General features: G+C 45.0%; 20 protein-coding genes. 12 read left to right on the top strand and 8 right to left on the bottom strand.

Translation table 11 applies throughout. The annotated features are described in order from the left end of the window. Positions 1-28 precede the first annotated feature (28 nt). The 4 genes from ACYQ5K_RS12990 to murC all read right to left on the bottom strand — a co-directional run bounded on the left by ACYQ5K_RS12990 (position 29) and on the right by murC (position 4,827). Positions 29-1,216 (bottom strand): ribose-phosphate pyrophosphokinase, encoded by a 1,188-nt coding sequence (locus tag ACYQ5K_RS12990; protein WP_173689010.1) that lies wholly within the window; start codon positions 1,214-1,216, stop codon positions 29-31. Next, positions 1,216-2,211, bottom strand: a complete 996-nt coding sequence (locus tag ACYQ5K_RS12985; RefSeq protein ID WP_173689009.1) for an ATP-binding protein — start codon at positions 2,209-2,211, stop codon at positions 1,216-1,218. Before ACYQ5K_RS12985 ends, ACYQ5K_RS12990 begins: the two co-directional genes overlap by 1 nt. Positions 2,212-2,225: 14 nt before the next feature. Beyond that, positions 2,226-3,326 carry a DnaD domain protein gene (locus ACYQ5K_RS12980; RefSeq protein ID WP_173689008.1) on the bottom strand — a complete coding sequence of 367 codons (1,101 nt, stop codon included), beginning with the start codon at positions 3,324-3,326 and terminating at the stop codon, positions 2,226-2,228. A gap of 121 nt (positions 3,327-3,447) precedes the next feature. Further along, on the bottom strand, positions 3,448-4,827 hold the full coding sequence (gene murC / locus ACYQ5K_RS12975; RefSeq protein WP_173689007.1) for a UDP-N-acetylmuramate--L-alanine ligase: 1,380 nt from the start codon (positions 4,825-4,827) through the stop codon (positions 3,448-3,450). 210 nt (positions 4,828-5,037) lie between these two features. On the opposite strand from murC, the gene ACYQ5K_RS12970 reads away from it, so the two are divergent. The 3 genes from ACYQ5K_RS12970 to spoVG all read left to right on the top strand — a co-directional run bounded on the left by ACYQ5K_RS12970 (position 5,038) and on the right by spoVG (position 7,821). Further along, positions 5,038-6,312: a glucose-1-phosphate adenylyltransferase gene (locus ACYQ5K_RS12970; RefSeq protein WP_173689006.1), complete on the top strand. Its 1,275-nt coding sequence runs from the start codon at positions 5,038-5,040 to the stop codon at positions 6,310-6,312. Continuing rightward, positions 6,309-7,427: a glucose-1-phosphate adenylyltransferase subunit GlgD gene (gene glgD / locus ACYQ5K_RS12965; RefSeq protein ID WP_459777724.1), complete on the top strand. Its 1,119-nt coding sequence runs from the start codon at positions 6,309-6,311 to the stop codon at positions 7,425-7,427. Before ACYQ5K_RS12970 ends, glgD begins: the two co-directional genes overlap by 4 nt. A gap of 106 nt (positions 7,428-7,533) precedes the next feature. Further along, positions 7,534-7,821, top strand: coding sequence for a septation regulator SpoVG (spoVG, locus tag ACYQ5K_RS12960; RefSeq protein WP_008368997.1), 288 nt, complete (start codon positions 7,534-7,536; stop codon positions 7,819-7,821). 96 nt (positions 7,822-7,917) lie between these two features. Here the strand turns inward: spoVG and ACYQ5K_RS12955 are convergent, their stop codons facing one another. Genes ACYQ5K_RS12955 through ACYQ5K_RS12940 form a run of 4 tightly spaced genes read right to left on the bottom strand, consistent with a single transcriptional unit; the run spans position 7,918 to position 12,362 of the window. After that, positions 7,918-8,730: a Cof-type HAD-IIB family hydrolase gene (locus ACYQ5K_RS12955; RefSeq protein WP_459777723.1), complete on the bottom strand. Its 813-nt coding sequence runs from the start codon at positions 8,728-8,730 to the stop codon at positions 7,918-7,920. Positions 8,731-8,742: 12 nt separating this feature from the next. Continuing rightward, positions 8,743-10,119, bottom strand: a complete 1,377-nt coding sequence (locus tag ACYQ5K_RS12950) for a UDP-N-acetylmuramoyl-tripeptide--D-alanyl-D-alanine ligase (protein ID WP_459777722.1) — start codon at positions 10,117-10,119, stop codon at positions 8,743-8,745. Positions 10,120-10,146: 27 nt separating this feature from the next. After that, the gene (locus tag ACYQ5K_RS12945) at positions 10,147-11,601 is read right to left on the bottom strand and encodes a nicotinate phosphoribosyltransferase (protein WP_459777721.1); all 1,455 of its coding nucleotides are present in this window, start codon (positions 11,599-11,601) and stop codon (positions 10,147-10,149) included. Positions 11,602-11,627: 26 nt separating this feature from the next. Beyond that, positions 11,628-12,362 (bottom strand): lysophospholipid acyltransferase family protein, encoded by a 735-nt coding sequence (locus tag ACYQ5K_RS12940; protein ID WP_173689001.1) that lies wholly within the window; start codon positions 12,360-12,362, stop codon positions 11,628-11,630. A gap of 132 nt (positions 12,363-12,494) precedes the next feature. Here ACYQ5K_RS12940 and ACYQ5K_RS12935 point away from each other — a divergent pair, with 132 nt between their 5' ends. The 9 genes from ACYQ5K_RS12935 (at position 12,495) to ACYQ5K_RS12895 (ending at position 20,000) form a co-directional block, all read left to right on the top strand. Further along, complete coding sequence (locus ACYQ5K_RS12935) at positions 12,495-12,941, top strand: protease complex subunit PrcB family protein (RefSeq protein WP_459777720.1); 447 nt, start codon at positions 12,495-12,497, stop codon at positions 12,939-12,941. An 11-nt stretch (positions 12,942-12,952) separates the two neighbouring features. Further along, complete coding sequence (locus ACYQ5K_RS12930) at positions 12,953-14,515, top strand: DUF3794 and LysM peptidoglycan-binding domain-containing protein (protein WP_459777719.1); 1,563 nt, start codon at positions 12,953-12,955, stop codon at positions 14,513-14,515. A gap of 63 nt (positions 14,516-14,578) precedes the next feature. After that, entirely contained in the window at positions 14,579-15,454 is an 876-nt protein-coding gene (ispE, locus tag ACYQ5K_RS12925; protein ID WP_008368982.1) for a 4-(cytidine 5'-diphospho)-2-C-methyl-D-erythritol kinase, read from the top strand. A 2-nt stretch (positions 15,455-15,456) separates the two neighbouring features. After that, positions 15,457-16,146 (top strand): GntR family transcriptional regulator, encoded by a 690-nt coding sequence (locus tag ACYQ5K_RS12920; protein ID WP_459777718.1) that lies wholly within the window; start codon positions 15,457-15,459, stop codon positions 16,144-16,146. Between the two features lie 64 nt (positions 16,147-16,210). Beyond that, positions 16,211-16,828 (top strand): stage II sporulation protein R, encoded by a 618-nt coding sequence (gene spoIIR, locus ACYQ5K_RS12915; protein WP_459777717.1) that lies wholly within the window; start codon positions 16,211-16,213, stop codon positions 16,826-16,828. A 68-nt stretch (positions 16,829-16,896) separates the two neighbouring features. Then, complete coding sequence (locus ACYQ5K_RS12910) at positions 16,897-18,078, top strand: cation diffusion facilitator family transporter (RefSeq protein ID WP_173688997.1); 1,182 nt, start codon at positions 16,897-16,899, stop codon at positions 18,076-18,078. 5 nt (positions 18,079-18,083) lie between these two features. After that, entirely contained in the window at positions 18,084-18,791 is a 708-nt protein-coding gene (locus tag ACYQ5K_RS12905) for an acyl-[acyl-carrier-protein] thioesterase (RefSeq protein WP_173688996.1), read from the top strand. A 3-nt stretch (positions 18,792-18,794) separates the two neighbouring features. Beyond that, entirely contained in the window at positions 18,795-19,616 is an 822-nt protein-coding gene (locus tag ACYQ5K_RS12900) for a CvfB family protein (protein ID WP_008368973.1), read from the top strand. A gap of 150 nt (positions 19,617-19,766) precedes the next feature. Continuing rightward, complete coding sequence (locus tag ACYQ5K_RS12895) at positions 19,767-20,000, top strand: polya polymerase (protein ID WP_173688995.1); 234 nt, start codon at positions 19,767-19,769, stop codon at positions 19,998-20,000. Positions 20,001-20,251 lie beyond the last annotated feature (251 nt).

Here is a 20,251-nt window from a genome sequence, read left to right as displayed (position 1 = left end):
TATTCAGGCAGTATTTTTTGTATTATAGTTAGTCGATCGCTTCCCCTTTTTTATACTTCTCAACTACATTCTGGATACGTTCACTTGGATCAAGGATACTGCTGATAGAAGCATCATGATTCAGTGTATCGATCACCAGTGCGATGTATTTGCTCATGTCGCAGTTGATGTAGTAAGGGCGGCTGAGCAGCTCCGGTGTCTGATAGATCAGGTTTGTTGTGAGGATTCCGTTGATCAGTCCTTCTTCGTAAGCCTGGTCAAATTTTTCCATACCATTTGTGAAAAGTCCGAAGGTTGCAGCAGCGTAGATGCGTTTTGCTTTACGCATCTTGAGCTGGCGGGCAACGTCAAGGATACTGTCACCTGAAGAAATCATATCATCAAGGATGATCACGTCTTTGCCTTCTACAGAAGATCCAAGGAATTCGTGGGCTACGATCGGGTTACGTCCGTCTACGATGGTTGTATAGTCACGACGTTTGTAGAACATACCCATATCAAGACCGAGTACGTTGGCAAAGTAGATTGCACGTCCGGTTGCACCTTCATCCGGGCTGATCGCCATCATATGGTCGGCGTCGATCTGAAGATCCGGTACATGCTTTAACAGTCCTTTTACGAACTGGTAGGTAGGACGGATGGTTTCAAATCCGCTTAACGGGATAGCATTCTGTACACGTGGGTCATGGGCATCAAAAGTGATGATGTTATCTACACCCATGCGTACCAGTTCCTGCAGAGCCAGTGCGCAGTCCAGTGATTCACGACCGCTTCTCTTGTGCTGGCGGCTTTCATAAAGGAATGGCATGATGATGTTGAGACGACGTGCTTTTCCACCTACAGCAGCGATGACACGCTTCAGGTTTTGGAAATGGTCGTCCGGTGACATATGGTTGGTATTGCCGCTGAGTGAATAAGTCAGGCTGTAATTGCAGACATCAACCATCAGATAGAGGTCTTTTCCACGTACAGACTCATTGATAATACCTTTTGCTTCACCTGATCCGAAACGCGGTACTTTTGCGTCAATCAGATAGTTTGGCTTTTCGTAGCCGTTGAAAACAAGATTGTCTTTCTGGAAACGAGTCTCTTCCTTTCTCCATTTTACGAGATAGTCATTGACTTTATTTCCCATCTCTTCACAGCCGTCTACGGCAATAATGCCGAGAGAGCCAACTGGAATATTATCCAGAATTCGTTCACTTCGATGTAACATCAGTGTTCCTCCCTGTACATAAGTTTCTTTTGGATGCGGATATCATCACCGGCAAGGCGAAGTATCTTATAATGGTTGCTTATCCGGGAAAATGTACGTTCCGTATAGTTCGTCTTGATTTCCTCCAGAGTAAGATTAGTAGAAATGATTGTGGATTTCCTGTTCAGGATCCGATCATTTAAACACACAAAAAGCTGAGAAACGACAAAGTCTGTATTGCGTTCGGTTCCCAGGTCATCAATGATCAGCAGGTCACAGAGGTGGATCTGCTCATATAAAAGACAGCTCTCATCGTTCCGGTTCAGCGCTTTTTCAAGGAGCGCATCGAAAAATTCAGAGGCAGTCAGGTAAAGGACGGAATGCAGAGAATCCATCACTTCTTTTGCGATACAGTGGCTGAGAAATGTCTTCCCGATACCAGTATTCCCAAAAAGAAGCAGATTACCATGTTCGGTATCAAAATTGTGGATGAAATTCATACATTCCTGATAAGCCCGCGTTGCAAGCTCGCGGGAATTCTGACCGGAAAGCCGGTCTCTATAATTGGATGAATAATAATCAAAATTAAAATGTTCAAAATTTTCCTGTTCGAGAAGCCCTTTTAAGTTGGACTGGGTGTAGAACAGATCAATGATCGCTTTTAAAAAGCAATGGCACTTTTTCGTGCCGACATAGCCGGTATCCTGACAGTCCGGACATTCAAAATGCTGTTCCAGATAGTCTTCCGGGAATCCGGCGTCGGAAAGGAGTCGGCGGCGTCTGTCCGAAAGAGACCGGATCTCTTCCTTCAAAGAAGCGAGGGCAGTGTCATCGCCTGCGAGCAGCTTTTTCGCCTGGTCAAGGCTGGCAGAAGAAATAGAGGCATCAATCGATGCAAGCTCCGGAACCTTCTGGCAGGCACGCTCGTAGTGAAAATTCGCGAGGTCGCGGCTCTTCGCTCTTTTTTCTTCATATACGCGCATCAGCGCATTGTATTGTGAATTGGTTAACGGCACAGTGTTCCCCTTTCTTAGTTACTGCGTAATAATTCTTTGGTAAGCTCGTCCATATTGTAAGAACGTTCTTCAAAATTACGGAATTTGGAAGGCTGCTGGGCAGAAGGTGTACGGTTTTGCCCCGAAGGAGTTTTCCTCCGGTCTTTTTCCTGCTCAAAGGCAGAATCAAGACGCTCAACATCTGCCAGTGTACGAACGTTGCCCGTCTTCCAGTTTTCGAGAATCTTGTCAGTATATTCAAAACTTGGCTGGTGGATCGCACTGATGGTGCGGTTGCATGCTTCCAGAATGAGATCCAGCTCGAAATTCCCATCCTCCAGCCATTTGCGGATATAATCCAGTTCGGCAGATGCAGGTCCCCGCCCTTTGATGCCAAATGCATTCAGGATAGAATAGCAGGTTTTGTTGTAAAATGCAGAGGAATTACGTGCCTGATCGACGGTTGTAATATGTTCATCTGCCCATGAAAGTGCTACTTTCTGAATGTAATGCATGCTCTTATGTCCGTTCTCCACACAGTATTCGATCAGATACTCGATCAGGTCTGCGGAAAAACCAAGGGAATCATAAAAGTAGGTAATCGCATCAACATCGGTACGGGTTAAGGTTTTGCCGAGATACTGTTCAGCAATAAAAAGAATCTGTTTCAATTCTCTTCTTGCAGCAAGAGAACGTCTTGATGCAGGAAGATTCTGATCCGCAGTCTGATCTGAAACAGGGGCATTTCCGTTATTTTGCCTGACCGAAGATTTTTCGTGAACAGAAACCGACTGTGCAGAAGGCGTATGAAAAGCTGCTTTTGCAGGAGTTTTCCTTGCAGCAGATCCGCCGAGACAGATTCCGGTAAGTTCGTTTGCTTCGTTATATTCGAGAGAAAGAATCCCTTCTTTTTCCCAGTATTTGAGTGCGCGCAGGATATCGCCTTCGGTATTCTCCAGAAGGTCTGCCATCTGCGGGATAGCCGGAAGCTGATCCGGGATATTCTGATAGCGGAGAAGAAGAAGATAGACTTTTACATATTCTCCGTTCGCAGATACCATATAATGATCGATAAAATCATTCTCCACGATCGTTATATTGTTATGGGAATGATTGCGCAAAATAAGTGCACTCATAATTTCCGCTTCCTTTCTTTTCTGACTTTGTTCATTATAACATCATCCCAGATCGTAAAAAAGAATTTTCTGACGGAAATTTTTGCTATTACAGATAAAATTTCGCAGATATTGGAGAAAATCAAGCTTTTAACAGGTCTTCTCCGATATTTACAACATCTCCGGCCCCCATTGTGATCAGAAGATCACCAGGCTGACAGTGGGTGGTGACGAACTCTTCGATGGCTGCAAAGCTTGGCAGATAAGTTGCGTCACATCCATGTTCTTTGACTGCATCTGCAAGCTGTGCAGAAGAGATGCCTAAAGTATCTGTCTCACGCGCTGCATAGATGTCAGCAAGGATTACATGGTCTGCATGTGCGAGTGCTTCAGCAAATTCTGAGAATAATGCTTTTGTACGGGTATAAGTATGTGGCTGGAAAATACACCACAGTTTTTTATGTGGATAATGTGCAGCACTTTTCAGAGTTGCTGCGATCTCTGTCGGATGGTGTGCGTAATCATCAATGATGGTCACTCCGCCGACTTCACCTTTGTATTCAAAACGGCGGTCTGTTCCGTGGAAGGAAGCAAGACCTGTCTGGATCGTCTCCGCAGGAACACCGAGAATATCGGCAACTGCGATTGCCGCAAGTGCGTTATATACGTTGTGCTCACCGCCGACTGCAAGAGCGAGATGTGCAACATTCTGTCCGTCTTTTACGACATCGAAAGAGGCATTGCCCTGTTCGTTATAAGTAATATTGGCTGCACTGTAATCCAGGGAAGCTTCTTTGCCAAAAGTGATAACACGACAGGAAAGATCGGAGGTGATCTCTTCAATCTTATCAATATCTCCGTTGATGACGAGCGTTCCGTTTTCCGGAAGAAGCTTAGCAAAAAGGTGGAAAGAATTACGGATATCGTCCAGGTCTTTAAAAAAGTCCAGGTGATCCGCATCCACATTCAGAATAATACCGATTTTCGGGAAAAAGTGCAGGAAACTGTTGGTATATTCGCATGCTTCCGTAATAAAAAGGTCAGGTCCGCCGACACGGATATTGCCTTCGATCGCTTTCAGGATACCGCCGACAGAGATTGTCGGATCCAGGTCTGCTGCAAGAGCGATATGAGAAAGCATAGAGGTTGTGGTTGTCTTACCGTGTGTACCGGATATAGCAACCGGTGTCTTATAGTTAGTCATAAGCTGACCGAGTAATTCTGCTCTGGATAACATCGGAAGATTCTGACGCTTTGCTTCTGCAAATTCTTCGTTGTCTTCGTGGATTGCTGCGGTATAAACTACAAGGTCGATACCGTCTATAATATTGGAAGCTTTCTGACCGTAAAATACGGTTGCACCATTCTGAGACAGATGATCCGTAAGTGCCGATTCTTTGTTATCGGATCCGGATACTGTGAAGCCTTCTTCAAGAAGGATCTCAGCGAGTCCGCTCATACTGATGCCGCCAATTCCGATGAAGTGGATATGGCAAGGCTGATTAAAATCAATTTTATACATAATGACACTTCCTGTTCTGTGAATTTGTTTCATAGTATTTGACTTACGTGCATAATTATAACATAGATAGGTCAAAAACCAAACCTTTTCTTTTTGTGATATTTCTATAAAAAAGATGGGTGAACGGAAATATTTTTGTAAAATATGTTCACTATATGCATGTAATATGTTATAATGAAAAAACCAGAATTACTGAGAAGGGGTGAAGACATGATAAAAAAGGAAATGATAGCAATGCTATTGGCAGGAGGACAGGGCAGCAGACTTGGCGTCCTGACTGCAAAAGTTGCTAAACCGGCTGTTGCATTCGGCGGTAAATACAGGATCATTGATTTCCCGCTGAGTAACTGTATCAATTCAGGGATCGATACAGTCGGTGTCCTGACCCAGTATCAACCACTCAGGCTTAATACACATATTGGAATTGGTATTCCGTGGGATCTGGACCGGAATATCGGAGGGGTGTCAATTCTTCCGCCGTATGAGAAGAGTACAAGCAGCGAATGGTATACAGGAACGGCGAATGCAATTTATCAGAATCTGGAGTATATGGAGACGTTTAATCCGGATTATGTACTGATCTTGTCAGGAGATCATATTTACAAGATGGATTACGAAGTTATGCTGGATTTCCACAAGGAGAACCATGCAGATGTGACGATCGCGGCAATGCCGGTTCCGATCGAAGAAGCAAGTCGTTTCGGAATCGTAATTACCGACGAAGACAAGAGGATCACCGAGTTTGAAGAGAAGCCGGCGAATCCGCGGAGCAATCTCGCTTCCATGGGAATTTATATTTTCAGCTGGCCGGTGCTCAAAGAGGCACTGATCAAGATGAAAGATCAGCCGGGATGTGATTTCGGTAAACATATCATTCCGTACTGTCATGAAAAGAAGCAGAGACTTTTTGCATATGAATATAACGGCTACTGGAAGGATGTCGGTACATTAAGTTCTTACTGGGAAGCCAATATGGAACTGATCGACATTATTCCTGAATTTAATCTTTATGAGGAATTCTGGAAAATTTATACGAATAATTCAATTATACCGCCACAGTATATCTCAAAAGAAGCTGTGATCGACAGAAGCATCATTGGCGACGGAGCTGAGATATACGGCGAGATACATAACTGTGTGATCGGCGCAGGTGTTGTTGTTGGACAAGGCTGCGTGATCCGGGATTCGATCATCATGCAGGATGTTGCGATTGGAAATGACTGCGTAATTGATAAGGCGATCATTGCGGAGAATGTTAAGGTTGGAGATAATGTAACCCTTGGAATCGGCAATGAAGCACCGAACAAGCTCAGGTCTGATATCTACAATTCCGGACTGGTCACGATCGGTGAGAATTCTGTGATTCCGGCAGGAGTACAGATTGGAAAGAATACTGCGATCAGCGGTATTACCGTGAAGGAGGATTATATACAGGGTGCTCTTGAAAGCGGCGGAGTATTGATAAAGGCGGGTGACAGATCATGAGAGCAGTTGGAATCATTTTAGCAGGCGGTAACAACAACAAGATGCGGGAGCTTACACAGAGGCGTGCAGTGGCAGCGATGCCGATCGCAGGAAGCTACCGGGCAATTGATTTTGCACTCAGCAATATGTCCAATTCGCACATCCAAAAGGTAGCAGTGCTTACTCAGTATAATGCACGTTCACTGAATGAACATCTGAATTCTTCCAAGTGGTGGGATTTCGGACGTAAACAGGGTGGTCTTTACGTATTTACACCGACGATCACCGCAGACAATGGCTACTGGTATCGTGGAACGGCAGATGCGATCTATCAGAACCTGGATTTCCTGAAGAGATGCCATGAACCTTATGTGATCATCACATCCGGAGATGCGGTTTATAAGATGGATTATAACAAAGTACTGGAATACCACATTGCAAAGAAAGCAGATATCACCGTGGTATGCAGGGATCTGGATCCGGGCGAGGATGCAACCCGTTTTGGCATCCTGAAGATGAATGAGAATATGCGGATCGAAGAATTTGAGGAAAAACCGATGGTGGCAAATTCCAACACGATTTCCACAGGAATCTATATCATCCGCAGACGTCAGCTGATCGATCTGATCGAGCATTCAGCTGAGGAAGACAGATATGATTTTGTAACGGATATCCTGATCAGATACAAGAATCTGAAAAAGATATACGGTTATAAGATAAAAGACTACTGGAACAATATTTCCACAGTCGATGCCTATTATAAGACAAACATGGATTTCCTCAAACCGGAAGTCCGGAACTATTTCTTTAAGCAGCTTCCAAGTATTTATTCCAAGGTGACAGACCTGCCTCCGGCAAAATATAATCCGGGTGCGGTCGTTAAGAACAGCCTTGTGGCAAGCGGAAGCATTATCAACGGAACTGTCGAGAACTCAGTTCTGTTCAAAAAAGTGTTTGTTGGAAATAATTGTGTGATCAAAAACTCAATTATTTTAAATGATGTGTATCTTGGGGACAATACTTACATTGAGAACTGTATTGTAGAGAGCAGGGATACGATCCGTGCCAATACACGGCATGTTGGTGAAGATGGCGTGAAAGTAGTAATAGAAAAGAACGAAAGGTACGCATTATAAAAACTGAGGGGGACTTATAAGAGTCCGGATCAGAAGGCATGCCGGTCAAATAAAGGAAAAGGAGCGGACCGGTATGTGCGTTACTGGAGAAAGGGGCTAGAAAGTTATGCAGATTACAGATGTACGCGTGCGCAAAGTAGCAAAAGAAGGAAAATTAAAGGCAGTAGTATCAATTACAATGGACGAAGAATTTGTTGTTCACGATATTAAAGTCATTGAAGGGGAAAAAGGACTTTTCATTGCAATGCCGAGTAAGAGAGCACTGGATGGGGAATATCGTGATATTGCGCATCCAATCAATTCCGGTACAAGAGACAGAATCCAGAAGATCATTCTGGACAAGTATGCGGAAGTACTGGAAGAGACTGACGACGCGGAAACTGCAGAAATCTAAGTACAGAAAAATACTGAAAACAAAAATCCCGGAGACTGGAAGTAAAACCAGTTCTCCGGGATTTTTATATTTTGAGAAATGATATTTCTACGACGGTCAATCGCGCATAAACTGATCGATCACATAGAGAATTCCGTCATCATCATTTGATTTTGTGATAAAATCTGCTTTTTCACGGACCAGTGGCTGTGCATTTTCCATTGCCACTCCAAGACCTGCGGTTTCGATCATAGTCAGGTCGTTGTATCCGTCACCGCAGCAGATCATTTCATCAGCAGTCAGACCGATGCTGGTAAGAAGCTTCAGAAGAGAAGCGGCTTTGTCTACATTCTTTGGAACGATTTCGAGGAAAAATGGATCCGAACAGTAAACATCGATATAACCATGGAAATGAGCGGACATTTCCTCTTTAGCAGCAGCGATCATAGCTGGTTCTCCGGTCAGGAGAAATTTATTGTTTGGAAATGTGGATACTTTCTCACAGAAATTATCAATTTGTACAATTGGTAAATGGTTGATCCGGGATTCTAATTCGGAATATTTTGTCGGGGTAAATCCGGACAGAAGCCGTCCATCCTCATAAGCCAGAATATCAACCGGGTAGTTGGAAGCAATCCGGTAGATATCCGGGATCACGTCCTGCGGAAGTGTTTTGTTGTAAATGACCTGGCCGGTGCGGCAGTCAGTGATCCGTGCTCCGTTGAAGGATAGGATATAGCTTCCGTAACGCTCCAGATGGAGCTGCTCTGCAAGAGGAAGTACGCCGTATGTAGGGCGACCGCTTGCAAGAACAACTTTTTTCCCGGCTTCCTGGATCTCGGTCAGAGCCTTTAACGTCGGTGGAGTGATTTCTTTCCTGGAGTTGGTAAGTGTTCCGTCCAGATCAAGAACGAGTAACTGATATTTCATGGTAAACCTCTCTTAAAACTGCATTTGTCTGAGTACTTCGATGATCTCAGGAAATTCCATACCGTGGGAAGCTTTGACTAAAATGGTGTCATCTTTTTTGACAACGTTCCGGATCTTATCCAGGAAATCCTGTTTGGTTTTAAAATAAAGTATGGAGCTGTTCTTTGCACAGGCTTTTGCACCCTCGTATGCGTGGTGGGAAAGTTCTCCGATACAGCAGATCACATCAATGCCGATCTCGGCAGCATGTGCGCCGGTATTGTAGTGAAGTTCATTCTCCTTATCACCAAGCTCAAACATATCGCCCATTACAGCTACGGTTCTTCCTGTTGCGGTGGAAAGTACATCCAGAGAAGATTTCATGGAAACCGGATTGGCATTATAACAATCGTCGATGATCAGAAGCGATCCTGTGTCAATGAGATTGGTACGTCCGGCAATCGTCTTCAGGGAAGTGATTCCTGACCGGATTTCATCCAGAGTAAGGCCGAGTTTCATGCCAACACATGCTCCGGCGAGAGCATTGTAGACCATGTGGTTTCCCGGCACCGGAATATGTACGTTGATTTCTCCGAGTGGAAGGTGAAGCACAGCGTCAGTTCCGCGAAGCCCCTGGCTTACAATCTCATCTGCATAGGCATCCAGACTGTCTGAAAGGCCGAAGAAAACAGGTTTTTTCCCCTGTACCTCTGTGACCGTAGAAAGTTTGTCATCATCTCCGTTTAAGATGACAGAAGCGTTTGGACGCAGATGGTCAAAGACTTCGGTTTTGGCTTTCAAGATTCCGTCGCGGCTTCCGAGATTTTCCATGTGTGCAAGACCGATGTTGGTGATTACACAGATATCTGGCTGGCTGATGGATGCAAGTTCATGCATCTCTCCGAAATGGTCAATTCCCATCTCCAGGACAGCGACTTCATGTTCTTCGGTAAGATTGAAGATGGTAAGCGGAAGTCCGATTCCGTTGTTAAAGTTTCCCTCTGTCTTAAGAACATTGTATTTCCGGGAAAGGACAGAGGCAATTGTCTCTTTGGTGCTGGTTTTTCCAACACTTCCGGTGATGCCGACAACCTTGATGTCAAGCTGCATACGGTAAAACGCTGCGATATCACGAAGTGCTTTTTCGCAGGATTCTACATGAATGCAGGGACAGGTAAGGGAAGAAGGATCTTCTTCTGTAAGAGTAGCAAGTGCACCCTGTTCCATAACCTGTGGGATAAAGGTGTGGCCGTCTACGCGGGCTCCTTTGAGTGGAACAAAAAGAAATCCCTGTGCTGCTTTCCGGCTGTCGATTGCAACGCCGGTAATCTCTTTTTCAAGAAAACTGCTGTCGCCATGGAAGGTTCCATGGCAGGCAGCGGTTATATTTTTTAATGTCATATTTTTCATCGGTAATACCTCTTTTCAAATTGTGACCTAGTCATCAGCGCTCATGCGGTCAAGAAGCTGTTTCTTTACTTCATAAAGTCTTGGAGACAGATCGATATACATCTGGTGAGGATTGAAGAGTCGTTTGGATTCATCCCACAGGGTATCTTTTTCCTGACGGCAGTAAGCGGCAATCTCTTTGACAGACGGGGAAGTGTAGACACATTCACCGTTGATGAAGATTGGCTGCATCATTTCGCGGACGGTATAGGTTCCGGCTTTCATCTTTGTCTTCTTCCATGTCTCGCTTGGATCAAAGAGGAGAAGATCTTCCTCCGGATTGATCTCTTCGTCTACAAAGCAGATATAATCAGCTTTCATCTTGCCGGTTTCTTTTTCGTAAATACGGTAAACTGTCTTGTTGCCCGGATTGGTGATCTTTTCTGTGTTCTCAGAAAGTTTGATTTTAGGTTCGAACTCACCATTCTTATTCTGGATGGCAGCGAGCTTATATACACCACCGAATGAAGGACAGTCTTTGGAGGTGATCAGATTGGTTCCGACACCCCATGAATCGATCGCTGCGCCCTGCATCTTGAGGTCGTGGATCAGATATTCATCAAGGTCGTTGGATGCGCAGATCGTTGCTTCTTCAAAGCCGGCCTCATCCAGCATTTTACGTGCTTTTTTGGACAGGTAAGCAAGGTCGCCGCTGTCAAGACGGATACCAAGCTTTCTCGGGCTGACACCGGCATCTTTCATCTCCTGGAAGACACGGATCGCATTCGGCACACCGGATTTTAAGGTGTCGTAAGTATCGACAAGAAGGGTACAGCCTTCAGGATAAAGATCTGCATAGGCTTTAAATGCGGTATATTCATCCGGGAAACTCATGATCCAGCTGTGTGCATGGGTTCCCATAACCGGAACGTCAAAAAGCTTGCCGGTAAGTACGCAGGAGGTTCCCACGCAGCCGGCGATCACGGCAGCACGTGCGCCGTATAATCCGGCATCCGGTCCCTGGGCACGGCGAAGCCCGAATTCCATAACACCGGTATCACCGGCAGCGTATACGATACGGGAAGACTTGGTCGCGATCAGACACTGGTGGTTCAGAATGTTCAGGATTGCGGTTTCCACAAGCTGAGCTTCCATGATCGGGGCAACGACTTTGAGGATCGGCTCCTTTGGGAAGATCAGGCTTCCTTCCGGAATTGCGTAAATGCTTCCGGTAAAGTGATAGCCGCTCAGATACTGAAGAAAATCTTCAGAAAAAATGTGAAGACTGCGAAGGTAATCCACATCATCATAGCTGAAGTTCAGATTTTTCACGTACTCAATAACCTGTTCAAGTCCGGCTGCGATCGCATAACCGGAAGAAAATGGGTTGGAACGGTAAAATACATCAAAAATTACGGTAGGATTGTCCTGCTTATCGTAATAACCCTGCATCATAGTCAGTTCGTATAAGTCTGTAAGTAATGTTAAATTTTTAGAATGCATAATCGTACCTCTTTTCTGTTTTGGGTTTAGACCAGACTGGCGTTTTTCTTAATTGTGTCCTGGATAAGATCATGACAATAGATTCCAAGATGTTTTCTTGTCTCTTTATCCAGTTCTTTTGGATAGATTGGTTTGCCGTATTCGATGACGACATGTACTTTTTTTACACGCGGGAAATGTGCTTCAAAAATGTCAGCAGTATTGTTCATGCTGATCGGAATGATCGCACACCCGGTCTTTTCGGCAATTTTAAGTGCACCGTCACGGAATGGAAGCATAGAAAGCTCTTCACCACTGTTGCGGGTTCCTTCCGGAAAAATGCAGATGGAAATGCCATTTTTTACATAATCAATTGCCTGAAGGATCGTCTTCAGACCTTCTTTCATATTGTCTCTGTCAAGGAAGAGACAGTACAGATTCTTCATCCATGTGGAAAGAAGCGGAATCTTTTCCATTTCTTTTTTGGCAACATAACCGGTCAGACGCCGGCACCGGCTGTAAGTAAGGAGAATATCAAAATAACTGCGGTGGTTGCCGATAAAAAGTACCGGTTCATCCGGAATATTTTCTTCACCGATCACGGTTGTCGTGACACCGGTCATCTTAAGAATCACTTTAAAGCCCCACTGAACGATGCGCAGAGAACTGATATCTTTGGCTCTGCGATTGAATTTACCAATGATCCATTCCACCAGAAAAACCGGAATGGACAGGATCAGGTAAAGAATTAAAAAGACTGCGATACAGATAAATCGTATCATTCCAAAAAAATCCTCGCTTTCATTGTATAAAGTAACATACTTTTCTTCGATTATACTATTCGGGGCATGAAAATACAAGGAAGATAATATGATAATAAAGAGACAAAAAAATGGAAAAGTTTGTGAATAATTATGAGAATAAGATGCCGTGTGACAGGGGTGATCTGGATGCTGATTTTCCTTGGTGGCTGTCAGGTTATGGAAAAAGAGGCAGCGGGTGGAGAAATGCTGGAATATTCCATTGTGGATGAGAAAAAAGTTCCGGCGGAAATGACCGAACGCATTGCCGGGATGGAAGAAACACCATTTCAGATCATGTATGTGCAAGGAGACCGGCTGTATGTCGGACAGGGGTATGGGAGGCAGGAAATGGAGGGATATGCGATCCGGGTTGATGGTTGTACGGAAGAAAAAGACGTGATCTGTGTACAGACAACACTTCTGGGACCGGGAAGTGAAGAGACAGAAAAAGATGATGAGGAGATGGGAAATATCTGTATGCGGGAGGGTGGATTTTCCCAATACCCATATGTTGTCCTGGAAATGGCAAAAAGCGAAAAACCGGTGATATTTGAATAGGAGGGCTGACTATGGAACTGATAAGAAAACAGGTACGCATGAATCAGATGGGAAAAACAGTGACGGATCAGTTTATGATCGATGGGGATTATAATGTACCGGATGCGAAAAGCGACGTGGGAAGAGTGCTTTCCGGTGAGGGAAGTCTGCGGGTTGAAGAGACAAGAAGAGTGGAAAATTATCTCCGTGTGACGGGAAAACTGAATTTTAAAGTTTTGTATGTGACGGATTCGGGAGATCCGCGTCTTGGAGCTTTGGAGGGAATGCTTCCGTTTGAGGAAATGGTCTACATGGAGGAAGAAAACGGAGAAGGCGAATACATTGTGCAGGTTCAGCGGGTGGAATGCGGGGTATCACTGATCCATTCGAGAAAGCTTGCGGTAAAAGCAGTTGCGGAAATGACGGTACATACAGAGCAGATCACAGAAAAACAGGTGACACTTGATGTAGACGGGGAAGAAGGAATCTATCTGAAAAAATGTCCGGTGGAGCTGCTGCAGCTGTTTACCGCGAAGAGAGACATTTACAGGATAAAAGAGGAGATTAAGATACCGGGGACCAAAGAGAATATCGGAACGCTCTTGTGGACAGAGGTAAGCTCCCGGAAAGTGGATACCAGACTTGTGCAGGATGCTATGCTGATAAATGGAGAATTGCAGATCTTTGTTCTCTATGAATCCCAGGAGGGCAAGACAGACTGGGTGGAGCAGACGGTTCCTTATGAGGGGCGGATCGAGTGTGCCGGCGCAGAAGAGGGCATGTATCATCATGTCTATGATCAGCTGGATGATATCAGTGTAGAGGTGCGGATGGATGAGGACGGAGAGATGCGTGCGCTTGGCATTGAAGCGGCACTTCAGGTACGCCTTTTTGTCTATGGGGAAGAAAAGCTGGAGCTTTTAGAGGATGCGTATTCCCTTGATAAAAAATGTGTTTTGCAGACAGAAGAAGCTGTTGTTGAGGAGCTTCTGATGCAGAATCATTCAAAAAGTAAGATCGCAGAACGATTAAGTCTGCCGGAGCTGAAAGATGAGATCCTTCAGGTGTGCCACAGCAGCGCAGACCTGCAGATGGAAAAAATGGAAGTGCAGGATGGCGGAATTCTGGCAGAGGGGATTCTCCATGTCAGCTTTTTGTATGTAAAGGCAAATGATGAAGTACCATTTGGTGTGTGGAAGGGAATGGTACCGTTCTCGGCAATGCTTGAATGCCGGGAAGGAAGCAGCGATATGAAATATGACATCACATATGCAGTGGAGCAGCTTGCGGTAGATCTTGCCGGAAATGATGAAGTAGAGATCAAAGCGGTCGTGGCGTTCAGAAGTTTCATGCGAAAGGCGGAAAAAATACAGATGGTGACAGAGGCTGCACTTGTGGATTATGAAAAAGAAGAGCGGATGAACCAGCCTGGAATTGTGGGATATATCGTAAAAGACGGAGATGATCTGTGGAGTCTGGCAAAGAAATATTCGACCACGGAAGAAAGCATTCTGCTTAATAATGAATTATTATCAAAAGAACTGAAAACAGGTGATAAAATATTGATTTTTCGGGAGAGTTTGAGTATACTATAATAATGAAATGATGTATACAAGATACAAAAAAAGGTCGAAAAAATACAATAAGGAGATACACGCATGGATAAACTGGAGTTAAAAGCACTTGGGAAGATCAATCTTGGACTTGATGTGCTGGGGCGGCGGGAGAATGGTTATCACGATGTGCGCATGGTCATGCAGACGCTGTATCTGTACGATAATGTGACGTTGCAAAAGAAGTCGGCCCCAGGTATCGAGATCGATTCAAATCTTTTTTATCTGCCGAATGATGAGGACAATATTGCATGGAAAGCGGCAAAGCTTCTGATCGATGAATTTGATATCAAAGACGGGATCAGAATCCATCTGGACAAGCATATACCGGTTGCTGCAGGAATGGCAGGCGGAAGTTCCAATGCGGCGGCAGTGCTTTACGGAATGAACCAGATGTTCCGGCTGGGACTTTCTCAAAAAGAGCTGATGGAAAGAGGCGTGAAGCTTGGGGCGGATGTCCCTTACTGCATTATGCGCGGAACGGTACTTGCAGAAGGAATCGGGGAAAAGCTGACACCGCTTCCTCCGATGCCGAAATGTCAGATTCTGATCGCCAAGCCACCGATCAGTGTATCGACAAAGATGGTTTATGAAAAGCTGGATTCCTGTGAAATCAAGGAGCATCCGGATATAGATGGTATCCTGGACGGATTGAAGAACCAGGATCTTGAGCAGGTGGCAGCATCCATGGGCAATGTGCTGGAGAAGGTTACGGTTGAAGCATATCCGGTCATTGCACAGATCAAAGAATGTATGATGGAAGCAGGTGCTCTTGGGGCGATGATGAGCGGAAGCGGACCGACTGTATTTGGGATTTTCAGGGATCGCAGGACAGCGAAGGAAGCGTTTACCAAAGTAAAAGCACAGAATCTGGCAAAACAGATTTATCTTGCAAATGTGCATAACGTCAGGAGGAGATAAGAATGGATATGGATTTTGAAGTAAATATGAATGAATACCTGCCGTTGAGAGATGTTGTATTCAATACACTCCGGAAGGCAATTTTAAGAGGAGAACTGAAGCCGGGAGAACGGCTGATGGAGATCCAGCTTGCCAACAAGCTTGGAGTGAGCCGTACCCCGATCCGTGAAGCAATCCGTAAACTGGAGCTGGAAGGTCTGGTCCTGATGATTCCGCGAAAAGGAGCAGAAGTAGCACAGATCACAGAGAAGAATATGCAGGATGTGCTGGAAGTCAGAAAGGCACTGGAAGAGCTTTCCGTACAGCTTGCGTGTGAACGGATCACGCCGGAGCAGGTTGAAGAAATGAAGATGGCAGCTGAAGATTTCCGTAAAGTCTTAAAGAGTGGTGATGTGACAAAGATCGCTGAAGCAGATGTACAATTTCATGATATTATTTTTGCTGCAACCAATAACCAGAGACTGATCACGCTGCTGAACAACCTGCGGGAACAGATGTACCGGTTCCGCGTAGAATACCTGAAGCAGAAGGAATGTTATCCACAGCTCCTGGAAGAACATGATAAGCTGATCGCACTGATTTCGGGCGGAGAGGTTGAAGAGGCATGTGAGCTCATGGGACGTCATATTGACAATCAGGCATCTACAGTATCGGATGTTATCCGGAGAGATCAGGCAGAATATCACAGATAAAAATGTATAGTTTTCCGTATGATGTCAATACTCCTGTTATCAAAGACAGGAGGTACATACGGAAATGAAAAAAATAAAAGCAGTGGCGCTGGTACTGATCGTGATTCTGTGTGGTGCGGCATTTACAAGGGTAATGCAGGTGGAAGCGAAGGCGAATGCAGTGCAGGAAAAGCTGTCCGGTGAGGTGTTCCGCTTCCACGTGATTGCCAACAGTGACAGCGAAGAAGACCAGGAACTGAAGATGAAAGTAAAAGAGGCGGTTGTGGCTTATATGCGGGAGACTCTGTCCGGTGCAGAGAATGCGGCAGAGGCAAAGGCATGGGCGATCCGCCACAAAGAGGAACTGGTCCGGGTTTCGGAGGAAGTCCTGCGGGCAGAAGGCTGCAGCGACAAAGTGACGGCAGAGGTTGTGCGGTGTGAATTTCCGGACAAAACTTACGGAGACATTACCTTCCCTGCAGGCTGGTACGATGCACTCCGGATCAAGATCGGAAAGGCACAGGGGCACAACTGGTGGTGTGTTCTTTATCCGAATCTCTGTTTTATGGATTCTGTCCATGCAATTGTTCCCAAGGAAGGGAAGGAAGAGCTGCGGAGTATGCTGACGGATGAAGAGTATGCGATGATCGTAAAAGGCACACCGGTAAAAATCAAATGGTTTTTCTTGCAATTGACGGAGTAAATGTGTAGAATATACTTCAACGAAGATGGCAGGAAAATTTGTTTCGCCATAAGGCAAAGGAAAGTTTAATGACGGATATACTTGTAAAATTATTTGTAAAAGATTATAAAGATGTAGAAAAGGTGTCTGTCCGTACAGCATATGGAGTGCTGGCAAGCGGGGTAGGCATCTTTTGTAATGTTCTGCTGACGATTGCGAAGATGGTGATAGGAATCCTTCTTCACAGTGTGTCTGTTACTGCAGATGCATTTAACAACTTATCGGATGCAGGTTCTTCGATCATTGGAATGATCGGAGTGAAGATGGCAGAAAAACCGGCAGACAAGGAGCATCCTTTTGGGCATGGCAGGCTGGAATACATAGCGGCACTGATCGTATCCTTTCTTGTGATCGAAGTTGGATTTACCTTTTTCAAAAATGCGATCGCGAAGATCCGGGAGCCGGAACAGTTAAAATTCAGTCTGGTGTCGATCCTGATCCTGGTGTTGTCCATAGGTGTGAAACTGTGGCTTGCGATGTTTAACCGGAAACTGGGTGAGAAGATTTCTTCCCAGGTGATGATGGCGACGGCAGCAGATGCACTTGGAGATGTGATCACGACGGCAGCGACGATCCTGTCAGTTGTATTCTGGCGGATCACAGGGATCAATATCGATGGCTTTGTCGGACTTGGTGTTTCACTGGTCGTTATGTGGGCCGGCTTTGGGATTGCGAAGGATACGCTTGAGCCGCTGATCGGAATTCCGGCGACATGGGAAGATTATGAGAAGATCAAGCATTTTGTGGAAAAATACGATGGAATCGAAGGCAGTCATGATCTGGTGATCCATAATTACGGACCGGGAAGAAGTATGGCGATCATTCATGCAGAGGTTCCGAATGATGTCCCGATTGATGTATCCCATGAGATCATTGACCGGATTGAGAGAGAGGCAATGGAACAACTGGGGATCTCGCTGACAATTCATATGGATCCGGTGGAGACTCGTAATGAAGAAGTACTTCAGGCAAAACGTGAGACAGAAAAAGCTGTGGAAGCACTGGATCCGAGATGCAGTATCCATGATTTCCGCATGGTGAATGGAGAAAAACAGATCAATCTCATTTTTGATTTTGTCATTCCGAGAGAGTATTCTGAGGAAAAAGGGAATGAACTGACACTGACTTTGATGGACCGACTGCAGCATCATAACCCGAAGTATCAGTGTGTTATTACATTAGACAGAAGTTATGTGGAAGAACAGAGGTAAAAGAGATGTATACATTTGAAAGCAGAGTACGATTCAGTGAAGCAGACCATACTGAGCTTCTGACATTACCGGGGCTTGTTAATTATTTTCAGGACTGTAGTACTTTTCAGTCTGAGGATATCGGATATGGCGTGGAATCACTGAAAAAAAGCGGGCAGGCGTGGATCCTTTCCGCATGGCAGATTGTAGTAAACCGTTATCCGAAGCTTGGGGAACATATCCGGGTGTCGACCTGGGCGACGGATTTTACCGGGCTTTTCGGACTCCGTAATTTTAAGATGGAGGATGAAGCAGGCGAGATGACAGCCTGGGCCAATTCGGTCTGGGTATATATGGATATGAAAAAAGGAAGACCATGCAGACCGACGAAAGAAGAGGTCGAGGCTTATCGGCCGGAAGCACCACTGGATGTAGAGTTTGCGCCGCGTAAGATCGTGCTTCCGAAAGAATTGGAAGATGGAGAAAGTTTTCCGGTAAGACGTCATCAGATCGACACAAATGAGCATGTCAATAACTGCCAGTATATCCAGATGGCAATTGATGTGGTGCCGGAATGTGAGCGTGCCGGACAGATCCGGGTAGAATATAAAAAATCCGCAGTTATGGGTGATATTATTTATCCAAAGATGGCGGTAGAGGAACAGAGAAAAATAGTGGAACTTTGTGATGCGGAGGGAAATCCGTATGCGGTAGTAGAATTTAAGGAGAAATAAGAGATGGAATTAGGAAAAAAACAGATGCTTACGGTAGTAAAGGTAGTTGATTTCGGAGTATATCTGGGAGATGACAGAGAAAAGGTTCTTCTTCCGAAGAAGCAGGTTCCGGCAGGAATCGAGCCGGGCGATCCGATTGAGGTATTTTTATATAAGGATTCTTCTGACCGTCTGATCGCAACGGTAAATGAACCGAAGCTTACACTGGGAGAAAGTGCAATCCTGAAGGTAGCGCAGGTTGGCAAATTCGGTGCCTTCCTGGACTGGGGACTGGAAAAGGATCTGTTCCTGCCATTTAAGGAGCAGACTTATAAGGTGAAACCGGGGGATGAATGTCTGGTAGGACTTTATATTGATAAGAGCCAGAGACTCTGTGCGACCATGAAGGTATATGAGTATCTGACCAGTGATTCCCCTTATCAGAAGGATGATCAGGTAGAGGGAATCGTTTACGAAGTGAGTGACAATTTCGGGGCTTTCGTTGCAGTGGATGGAAAATATTCTGCGCTTGTGCCAAAGAGAGAAGCACCGAAAAGTCTAAGACCGGGAATGAAGATCCATGCGAGAGTGACAGAAGTTAAACCGGATGGAAAGCTGAATTTAAGTGTCCGTGAGAAAGCATTTATCCAGATGGATAAGGATGCGCTTCTGGTACTGGCGCGTCTGGAAGAAAAGGGCGGAGTCCTTCCATTTAACGATAAAGCAGATGCGGAGGTGATCCGTGCGGAGTTTGATCTGAGCAAGAATGCATTCAAGCGTGCAGTCGGACATCTGTATAAAGAGCGTAAGATCGAGATCCGTAAGGACAGTATTGTTTTGAAATAGACATTGTGATTATGCACAAAAAACAGACTGTGAAATTGTTCACAATGCCCAAAACGCTGATTTGTAAAAAAAACCTTGATTTTCAAAAAAAGATTGTATATATTGAGGGTGTAAAAGATAGGAAGAGATAAAAGAAAAGGAGTGTACATCATGAAGGTACAGAATATTACAAACATTGATAAGTTTTTTGAAGTAGTAGACAGCTGCACAGGAAAAGTAGAACTTGTAACAGGAGAAGGCGACAGACTGAACCTGAAATCTAAACTTTCTCAGTATGTTTCTATGGCAAACATTTTCTCTAACGGAGAGATTCCGGAACTGGAAATCATTGCATACGAAAAAGAAGACATCGATAAACTGGTTAACTTCATGATCAATGGCTAATTTATATAAATACCAGGAATAGTGAGAAGCAGGAATCAAAGTGATTTGGTTCCTGTTTTTTTGTGTATACGATGAGCCAAGTGCAGATTTGTGCTTGCACAAGGATCTGCATTTGGCGAATGTACATCATCGAGCTGTTAAGCGAGATGGTGTACAAAGTATACAAATCGAGTAGGAGTCAGCCTGCTCGATTGTGGAGAGAGACGGTCTGCGAGGGGGAGGTTGTGTGGCGGATTTAGAAAAAGAATAGG

The sequence above is a fragment of the Allocoprococcus similis genome (assembly GCF_054660775.1).
Note: the sequence above shows the minus strand (reverse complement) of the source record. Positions and strands in the feature narration are given on the sequence as shown.

Bases quoted from the DNA above. Each gene is read 5' to 3' on its own strand.
- ACYQ5K_RS12990 (WP_173689010.1), bottom strand. From the start codon at position 1,216: ATGTTACATCGAAGTGAACGAATTCTGGATAATATTCCAGTTGGCTCT.
- ACYQ5K_RS12980 (WP_173689008.1), bottom strand. From the start codon at position 3,326: ATGAGTGCACTTATTTTGCGCAATCATTCCCATAACAATATAACGATC.
- murC (WP_173689007.1), bottom strand. From the start codon at position 4,827: ATGTATAAAATTGATTTTAATCAGCCTTGCCATATCCACTTCATCGGA.
- ACYQ5K_RS12970 (WP_173689006.1), top strand. From the start codon at position 5,038: ATGATAAAAAAGGAAATGATAGCAATGCTATTGGCAGGAGGACAGGGC.
- glgD (WP_459777724.1), top strand. From the start codon at position 6,309: ATGAGAGCAGTTGGAATCATTTTAGCAGGCGGTAACAACAACAAGATG.
- spoVG (WP_008368997.1), top strand. From the start codon at position 7,534: ATGCAGATTACAGATGTACGCGTGCGCAAAGTAGCAAAAGAAGGAAAA.
- ACYQ5K_RS12955 (WP_459777723.1), bottom strand. From the start codon at position 8,730: ATGAAATATCAGTTACTCGTTCTTGATCTGGACGGAACACTTACCAAC.
- ACYQ5K_RS12950 (WP_459777722.1), bottom strand. From the start codon at position 10,119: ATGAAAAATATGACATTAAAAAATATAACCGCTGCCTGCCATGGAACC.
- ACYQ5K_RS12945 (WP_459777721.1), bottom strand. From the start codon at position 11,601: ATGCATTCTAAAAATTTAACATTACTTACAGACTTATACGAACTGACT.
- ACYQ5K_RS12940 (WP_173689001.1), bottom strand. From the start codon at position 12,362: ATGATACGATTTATCTGTATCGCAGTCTTTTTAATTCTTTACCTGATC.
- ACYQ5K_RS12935 (WP_459777720.1), top strand. From the start codon at position 12,495: ATGAGAATAAGATGCCGTGTGACAGGGGTGATCTGGATGCTGATTTTC.
- ACYQ5K_RS12930 (WP_459777719.1), top strand. From the start codon at position 12,953: ATGGAACTGATAAGAAAACAGGTACGCATGAATCAGATGGGAAAAACA.
- ispE (WP_008368982.1), top strand. From the start codon at position 14,579: ATGGATAAACTGGAGTTAAAAGCACTTGGGAAGATCAATCTTGGACTT.
- ACYQ5K_RS12920 (WP_459777718.1), top strand. From the start codon at position 15,457: ATGGATATGGATTTTGAAGTAAATATGAATGAATACCTGCCGTTGAGA.
- spoIIR (WP_459777717.1), top strand. From the start codon at position 16,211: ATGAAAAAAATAAAAGCAGTGGCGCTGGTACTGATCGTGATTCTGTGT.
- ACYQ5K_RS12910 (WP_173688997.1), top strand. From the start codon at position 16,897: ATGACGGATATACTTGTAAAATTATTTGTAAAAGATTATAAAGATGTA.
- ACYQ5K_RS12905 (WP_173688996.1), top strand. From the start codon at position 18,084: ATGTATACATTTGAAAGCAGAGTACGATTCAGTGAAGCAGACCATACT.
- ACYQ5K_RS12900 (WP_008368973.1), top strand. From the start codon at position 18,795: ATGGAATTAGGAAAAAAACAGATGCTTACGGTAGTAAAGGTAGTTGAT.
- ACYQ5K_RS12895 (WP_173688995.1), top strand. From the start codon at position 19,767: ATGAAGGTACAGAATATTACAAACATTGATAAGTTTTTTGAAGTAGTA.